General features: G+C 69.7%; 7 protein-coding genes and 1 pseudogene. 3 read left to right on the forward strand and 5 right to left on the reverse strand.

Annotated features, from left to right (window positions below; translation table 11 throughout):
• Window positions 1-678 precede the first annotated feature (678 nt).
• A complete protein-coding gene (locus AB0I51_RS48040) occupies window positions 679-1,053 on the forward strand; it encodes a hypothetical protein (protein WP_362985808.1) in 375 nt (124 codons plus the stop codon).
• A gap of 355 nt (window positions 1,054-1,408) precedes the next feature.
• Complete coding sequence (locus AB0I51_RS48045; protein ID WP_362985810.1) at window positions 1,409-1,678, forward strand: hypothetical protein; 270 nt, start codon at window positions 1,409-1,411, stop codon at window positions 1,676-1,678.
• Here the strand turns inward: AB0I51_RS48045 and AB0I51_RS48050 are convergent.
• From AB0I51_RS48050 to AB0I51_RS48070, 5 genes and pseudogenes are all read right to left on the reverse strand, one after another.
• Window positions 1,608-2,474 (reverse strand): hypothetical protein, encoded by an 867-nt coding sequence (locus AB0I51_RS48050; RefSeq protein WP_362985812.1) that lies wholly within the window; start codon window positions 2,472-2,474, stop codon window positions 1,608-1,610. The two genes, AB0I51_RS48045 and AB0I51_RS48050, sit on opposite strands and share 71 nt — an antisense overlap.
• A gap of 205 nt (window positions 2,475-2,679) precedes the next feature.
• Window positions 2,680-3,450: an SDR family oxidoreductase gene (locus AB0I51_RS48055; protein ID WP_362985814.1), complete on the reverse strand. Its 771-nt coding sequence runs from the start codon at window positions 3,448-3,450 to the stop codon at window positions 2,680-2,682.
• Between the two features lie 21 nt (window positions 3,451-3,471).
• The gene (locus AB0I51_RS48060; protein ID WP_362985820.1) at window positions 3,472-3,777 is read right to left on the reverse strand and encodes a hypothetical protein; all 306 of its coding nucleotides are present in this window, start codon (window positions 3,775-3,777) and stop codon (window positions 3,472-3,474) included.
• 171 nt (window positions 3,778-3,948) lie between these two features.
• Window positions 3,949-4,230, reverse strand: a pseudogene (locus tag AB0I51_RS48065) (AMP-binding protein); the annotation flags it as partial.
• Window positions 4,113-5,093, reverse strand: a complete 981-nt coding sequence (locus tag AB0I51_RS48070) for an AMP-binding protein (protein ID WP_362985816.1) — start codon at window positions 5,091-5,093, stop codon at window positions 4,113-4,115. The pseudogene AB0I51_RS48065 and the gene AB0I51_RS48070, both read right to left, overlap by 118 nt.
• A 222-nt stretch (window positions 5,094-5,315) precedes the next feature.
• Between AB0I51_RS48070 and AB0I51_RS48075 the strand changes: the two genes are divergently transcribed.
• On the forward strand, window positions 5,316-6,080 hold the full coding sequence (locus AB0I51_RS48075; RefSeq protein ID WP_362985818.1) for an enoyl-CoA hydratase-related protein: 765 nt from the start codon (window positions 5,316-5,318) through the stop codon (window positions 6,078-6,080).
• The last annotated feature ends 211 nt before the right edge of the window (window positions 6,081-6,291 follow it).

A 6,291-nucleotide genomic window follows, 5' to 3' on the forward strand; every position in this document is an offset into this window, starting at 1 on the left:
TCCGGCACCGGCAGGGCCCTCGTACCCGGCCCCAGCCTTCCGCCGTCCTCCGCGGCGTGCTGCCGATCAGCACCTCTCCCGGCGACACCTCCACCTTCGTACCGGCGAGATTGGCCGCACACCACCGGCCGTCCGGCCATGGGGAGTTCGGCAGCCCGGCCGCGGAGGACTTCCACTCATTGAAGCGCCTCTCCCCTGAAGCGCCCCCGCCTCCAGCGGTCTGCGACGCGGGGCATACGGCCTTGCGGTAGCGCTTCACCGGTAAGGGTACCGTCGGTCATCAACTGGAAGCCTCTGTGGATGTCCGTGAGCGGATGCGGCTGATCGATCGGCGGGCGCGTTCGTGCCGTCCGTCGCCGCGAGATCGATGTCCACCGGGCCCAGTAGACGAGCAGGGTCGCAACCAACCCTGGAGCGTGGGACGTTGCCGCCGCTGCACGAAAACACGCCTGCCTTGTCCCGGAGTTCCAGGGCCGGCTCGCAACAGGCCGTGTCAATTTCCTTACCGGTCGGGGCAGTTCTGGCGCAGCAACAGGTCCCCTCGGGCCGTTGTTCGATCGTCGCGGGTCAGTCCCGAAGAGACTCCCCGCGGGGCAGGGCCGAACACCTACGGTCCGGGCACCGAGGCGGGTCGGCAGCGCCGGTCCGCCGCAGTCGACGCAACACAAGGGAGGCATCGTGGCGAGTGTCGAAGTGTCACTGAAGGAGATGATGGCCGGGATCGAGGGGGCGTTGGGGGCAGCGGTCGTCGACTACACCAGCGGAATGGCGCTGGGCACGCTGGGCGGCAGCAAGACCCTGGACCTGACGATCGCCGCGGCCGGCAACACGGATGTCATCCGGGCCATGGTGCGCACCATGGAACAGCTGGGCCTCAAGGGCCAGATCGAGGACATCCTGATCACGCTGGACAGCCAGTACCACCTGATCCGGCTGATCACCGGCCGCGGCGGCAACGGCCTGTTCCTGTACCTGGTGCTCGACAAGGGCCGCTCGAACCTGGCCATGGCCCGCCACCAACTCAAACATGTGGAGGCACAGATCGAGATCTAGCCCGTCCCGGCATGCGGGAACCACGTACGCCCACGATGTGAAGACTTCTTCAACTCATCACATCAACAGGATCGCAATACATGGTCGTGCGGGGTCCTGGGCGTGAAGGAGGGGTCGGGCGTCCGAGGGCGGCCTGTGGTGCGACGCCGCGTGGGCGGATGCTCCAGCAGCCGCTCACCGGCTCCCCGAAGTACTCCTCATCGGTAGCCCTGGTGTCCCCACGCCAGGGTTATCCCCGACCTCGCCTCTGGGGCGCGGCACCCGGGCCGTTCCGGGAGTCCGCGTGCAGGTGACGGTCGAAGCCACTCCATCCGCGAGCCGCTCGGCGTCTTCGGGGAACGCAAGGTAGATGGCCATGGGACCAAACGACGTCGAGCTGGTGCGGGTGTTCACCCGGCGGCCGAAGAGCACCATCGCCGACGTGACGTTCGAGGCCACCGGGGAGATCGAGATCGTGCTGGAGGCGGAGTGCGGGTCGACGCTTCCGGGGCTCGGCGGCACGTACCAGGCCGAGATCATCGTGCGTGACATCACCGCGAACAACAACATTCCCTTCAAGGCGGCGGGCCCCACGAAGGGCTCTGCCGGTTGCTCAGGCCCTGGGCGACGAGGCTGCCCACGGTGAGTTCCTGCGGGGTGAGCACCGAGTGCGAGGCGGTGCGCGGGCGGGCCGAGGTACGTCCGCAGGCGGCGAGTTCCGTCCGGCACTGCTCCACGAAGGGCATGGCGTCCAGCCGGGTGAACGCGACCCGGGCGACGTCGAGTTCCACCGCGGCGGCACCACGTTTGGAGCCGCGGCGCAGGGAGGAGCCGTAGGCGAGGTGCAGCAGTGCCCGCTCCCAGCAGGTGGTGTGCTGTCCGCAGTGGCGCAGTCCGACCCGGAAGGCCCGCTCGGCGGCGTCGGTGTCGCCGCGGGCCCCTTCGACCATGCCGCGGCAGCGGGCGGCGGCGGCCGTGTCGGGCCAGCGGCCACGGGCCCCGGCCAGCGTCTCGTGCGGCACGAGCACCGCCTCGGCCTCGCGCGTACGGCCGGTGCGGACCAGGATCTCGACCAGCAGATGGCGCCAGGGGAAGACCCCGGGTTCGCCGATGGCGTCGCGGTAGGCGAGTTCCGGGCCGAGCAGCGGGCTCAGCGCCTCGACCACGCCCGCGTGGTCGCTCTCCGCGGCCCGCAGCGGGGCCAGTGCGCTCATCGCGTACGCCAGGTCGTTGGCGTCGGCGAGCCGGTTCGCGTACTCGATGGCGCACCGGACGTGTTCCCGTGCGGCGGGGAAGTCGCCGCGGCCCGCGAGCGGGTACGCGGCGACCGCGTGGGCCAGGGCCAGCATCGGCTTGTGGGGTTCGCTGTGCCCGGCGCGGCGCAGCCGGTCGGCCATCCGCGCGAGCTCGTCCTCACGGCCCAGGAACACCGTTTCCGGCATGCGGATCCCTCCCCCTTGAGCACCGCGCCAATGGAAGAGTTCAGGCCGCGAAGTCGCGCTGCCGCCAACGATTTGGCCCGCGTCCCCCGACTTCACGATGCCGGGGCGGCCGGGCTTCTTCAAGCCACTTCACGGACAGAACGACGCACGGACGAGCACCTTTGCGCACACCTGAAGCCCCAGTCACCGCAGGCGAATCGGCCAACTACCGTGCGGTCCACCCGCCGTCCACCGTGAGCGTCGCCCCGGTGACGAACCGCGACGCGTCCGAGGCGAGGAAGACGGCGGCACCGCCGAGTTCCTCCACCTCGCCGACGCGGCCCGACGGCGTGCTGTCGACGATGCGTTCGCCCCAGCGGCTGGCCAGCAGGCCGGAGCTGAGGTCGGTGTGGAAGTAGCCGGGCGCGAGGGCGTTGACCCGTACCCCGCGGTCGGCCCACTCGACGGCGAGGGCCTTGGTCAGCGCCTCGACCCCGCCCTTGCTGGCAGCGTAGGCGGCGATCCGCTCGAAGCCGGTACGGGCGTGCACCGAGGAGACGTTGACGATCGAGCCCGAGCGCTGCGCCAGCATCACCTTGCCGGCCTCGCGGCAGCAGTAGAAGGTGCCCTGGAGATTGACGTCGAGGACCTGCTGCCAGTCCTCGTCGGTGACCCGCTCGCTGCGGGTGAAGTGGGGACTCGTACCGGCGCAGTTGACGACCGCGTCGAGGCGGTCGGCGCCGTCGGTGATGCGCTCCACGATGGTCCGTACGACGGTGGAGTCGGCGACCGAGCCGGGCAGCACCAGCACCTTGCCGCCGTGCGCGGCGAGTTCGGCCTCCAGACTCTCAAGGTCCGCTGCGGTATGGGCCGTTGCGGCCACGGTGGCGCCCGCCCGGGAAAGGGCGACGGCGATGGCCCGCCCCAGCCCCTTCCCCGCACCCGTCACCCACACCGTCCGCCCGTCGAGCCGGAGTTGGGCGTTCACGTCATTCACGGCATTCGATTCCGCCACGGCTCAGCCCTCCGCGGCGATCTCGCGCAGGGTCCGCTTGAGGACCTTGCCGGACGGGGTACGGGGCAGCTCGTCGACGATGTCGAAGCGGGCCGGCACCTTGAACTTCGCGAGCCGGGCCCGGCAGAACTCCCGCAGCTCCTCCGCGCCGGCGCTCTCGCCGGGCCTGAACACCACGAAGGCGCGCGGCACTTCACCCCACCGGGGATGATCGAGCCCGACCACGGCGGCCTCCAGTACCGCCGGATGCTCGTACAGCACGCGCTCCACCTCGGGCGTGGCGATGTTCTCGCCACCCGAGACGATCATGCGCTTCTTCCGGTCGTCGATGTAGAGGAAGCCGTCCGCGTCGACGTGCCCGATGTCACCGGTGTGGAACCAGCCGTCCCTGAGCGCCGCCGCCGTGGCCTTCTCGTCCCGCCAGTACCCGGCGAAGACCTTCGGTCCGCGCAGCGTGATCTCCCCGAGCTCACCAGCCGGGACCTCGATACCCGTGTCGTCGACGATCCGCACGCGCGTCTGCGGCACGGGACGCCCGACCGACCCCAGCTTGGACAGCGCGTGCTCGCGGTCGAGGAAGGTGTCGCCGGAGACGGTCTCGGTCAGGCCGTAGGCATCGGCGAACCAGGCGTTGGGGAAGGCGGTCATGATGGGCCGCAGCACCGGTTCGGGAGTCTTCTCGCCACCGCCGAGGACGAAGCGCACCGAGCTGGTGTCGTACTCCTCCCGGTCGGGCACCTCAAGCACCGCGTTGACCATGGCGGGCGCCAGCCAGACATTGGTGACCCGGTGCTTCTCGATCGCGTCCAGGACTCCCTGCGGATCGAACTTCCGCTGGAGTACGACACTCCCGCCCGCGTGGAGGACCCCGAGGGCCGGCATGTCCAGTCCACCCACGTGATAGAGCGGCCCGCCTTCCGCTGGAGTACGACACTCCCGCCCGCGTGGAGGACCCCGAGGGCCGGCATGTCCAGTCCACCCACGTGATAGAGCGGCCCGCACACCAACGTGGTGTCCGCCGCCGTGAGACCGAAGTGGACGATGTGCGCGAGGTTCTTCGCCTCAAGGTTTCCGTAGGTGATGCGGACGCCCTTGGGCCGTGACGTCGTCCCGGAGGTGTACATGAGCCGCTGGAGATCGCCGAGTTCGACGTCCACGGGCTCCACCCGCTCCCCCTTGTGCCGGGCCAGCAACTCCTCGTATCCGGTCCACGGCTCCTCGGGCAGCTCATCCCCGCCGATCAGCACCCGGTGCTCCAGATCGGTCAGACACCCGGCGCTGCGCTCCACCGCCCGGACGAACTCCGGCTCGGTGACGATCACCTTGGCCTGGGCGTGCCCGAGGATGTACTGCCACTCCTCTTCCGAGAGGCGGTAGTTGAGCGGCAGGAAGACCGCGCCGAGCCGGTTGGTCGCGTACACCAGCTCCAGGAATTCGGGCTGGTTGTAGAGCAGCAGACCTACGACATCGCCGCGCCCGACGCCCAGCCCGGCCAGGCCCGCCGCCAACTCGTTCACGCGCTCGTGCAGTTGGCGGACGGTCAGAGAACTCTCGTCCTGGACGACGGCGACGGCCTCGGGCCGCTGCGCCAGGTGGTAATCGAGGATGCTCGCGAAATTGTGCACGGCTCACTCTCGCTCTGTGGTGTTCGGCGCTGAACACGGCTCGACCACGGCTCATGGGGCAAACCGGATCCCGACCGGTCGGTTGCCCACTCACATAATTTAGTGTACCCATTGGTCTATAAAACCTATGAGCCGCACTTTACGACGGCGCGTGCGCATGGACAACCATCCGAGCGCACGTGCCGCCGCTTCCGCCGCTCCGCCGACGAGGAGGGTTCCCACGTGCCACGCATCCGGCTGGACACCGAAGGACCGGTGGTCACGCTCCGCCTCGACAACCCGCCGATGAACGCCTTCGACTCCGCGCAGAGAGAGGAACTGTCCGCCCGCGTACGCGAACTGGCCGACTCCCCCGCCGTACGGGCCGTGGTGCTCTACGGCGGTGAGCGGCTCTTCGCCGCGGGCGCCGACGTCAAGGCCCTGGCCGCGATGGGTCCGGAGGAGATACGCGGCTGGAACCGCGCGCTGCAACGCACCTTCGACGAGGTGTCGCGGTTGCCCATGCCGGTGATCGCGGCGGTCACCGGCTACGCCCTGGGCGGCGGCATGGAACTGGCCCTGGCCGCCGACTACCGGGTGGCGGCGGAGGACGCGGTCTTCGCCCAGCCGGAGGTCCAGCTGGGCACCATGCCCGGCTCGGGCGGCACGCAGCGCCTGTCCCGCCTGATCGGGCCGGCCCGCGCGAAGAACCTCCTGATGACCGGCCGCAGGGTGAAGGCGGAGGAGGCGCTACGGCTCGGCCTGGTGGACGAGGTGGCGCCCTCGGGTGAGGCCCTGGAGGCCGCCCTGAACTACGCCCGCCAACTGTCCGAGGGCCCACCGGCAGCCCTGGAGGCGATCAAGGAAGCGGTGGACCACGGCACGGACGCGAGCATGGCGGCGGGCCTGGCCCTTGAACGGTCCCTGTTCACAGAGGTGTTCGGCACTGAGGACGCGGCAAAGGGACTCCGAGCATTTTTGAGTCGTGGCAAGAGGAGCGCCCCGTAAGGGGCGCGGGGAACTGCGCGACCAGCCACAACGAACCCGCAGACGAAAGGGGCAGAAAGCATGCAGGCACTCGTCTGGCACAGTGCACAGGATCTGCGCTTCGAAGAGGTAGCCGCCCCCCCCCGTTACCTTTCTCGTGGCCCCGCAATGGGGTGCCTGGCCCCCGGGTCCGGTATGGCTGTGTGCCCCCTGTCGAAGGCGATGACCTGGG

This window comes from Streptomyces sp. NPDC050549 (assembly GCF_040655035.1).
Taxonomy (GTDB): domain Bacteria; phylum Actinomycetota; class Actinomycetes; order Streptomycetales; family Streptomycetaceae; genus Streptomyces.

Coding starts and splice junctions, on each gene's coding strand:
- AB0I51_RS48045 (WP_362985810.1), top strand. CDS start 1,409: ATGGGACCAAACGACGTCGAGCTGGTGCGGGTGTTCACCCGGCGGCCG.
- AB0I51_RS48050 (WP_362985812.1), bottom strand. CDS start 2,474: ATGCCGGAAACGGTGTTCCTGGGCCGTGAGGACGAGCTCGCGCGGATG.
- AB0I51_RS48060 (WP_362985820.1), bottom strand. CDS start 3,777: ATGATCGTCTCGGGTGGCGAGAACATCGCCACGCCCGAGGTGGAGCGC.